Below are 266 nucleotides of genomic sequence, written 5' to 3'. Positions count from 1 at the left end.
GGCGCGATGGTCCGTCCCTCGCGGGCGGCCGCCTCCCAGTCCCTCGGCTTGAGCTGGTACTTCTCGGAGTTCAGGTACTCCTCGCTGCCTGGCTGAAGCGCCTGGTTCTCGCACAGCTCGTAGCCGCTGTAGATGCCCCAGGCGGGGGAGAGCGTGGCCGCGAGCACGGCACGGATCTCGAAGGCCGGGCGGCCGCCGTGCTGGAGGTAGCCGGGCAGGATGTCGGGGGTGTTGGCGAAGAAGTTGGGCCGCATGTAGGCGGCGGC

The 266-nt window shown here is 70.3% G+C and carries 1 pseudogene; it reads right to left on the bottom strand.

From position 1 onward, the window contains the following. Window positions 1–266, bottom strand: a pseudogene (locus tag GT030_RS28250) (alpha-1,4-glucan--maltose-1-phosphate maltosyltransferase); the annotation flags it as partial.

The sequence above is a fragment of the Streptomyces sp. SID1328 genome (assembly GCF_009865595.1).
In the GTDB taxonomy this organism is placed as follows: Bacteria; Actinomycetota; Actinomycetes; order Streptomycetales; family Streptomycetaceae; genus Streptomyces; species Streptomyces griseoluteus.
Note: the sequence above shows the minus strand (reverse complement) of the source record. Positions and strands in the feature narration are given on the sequence as shown.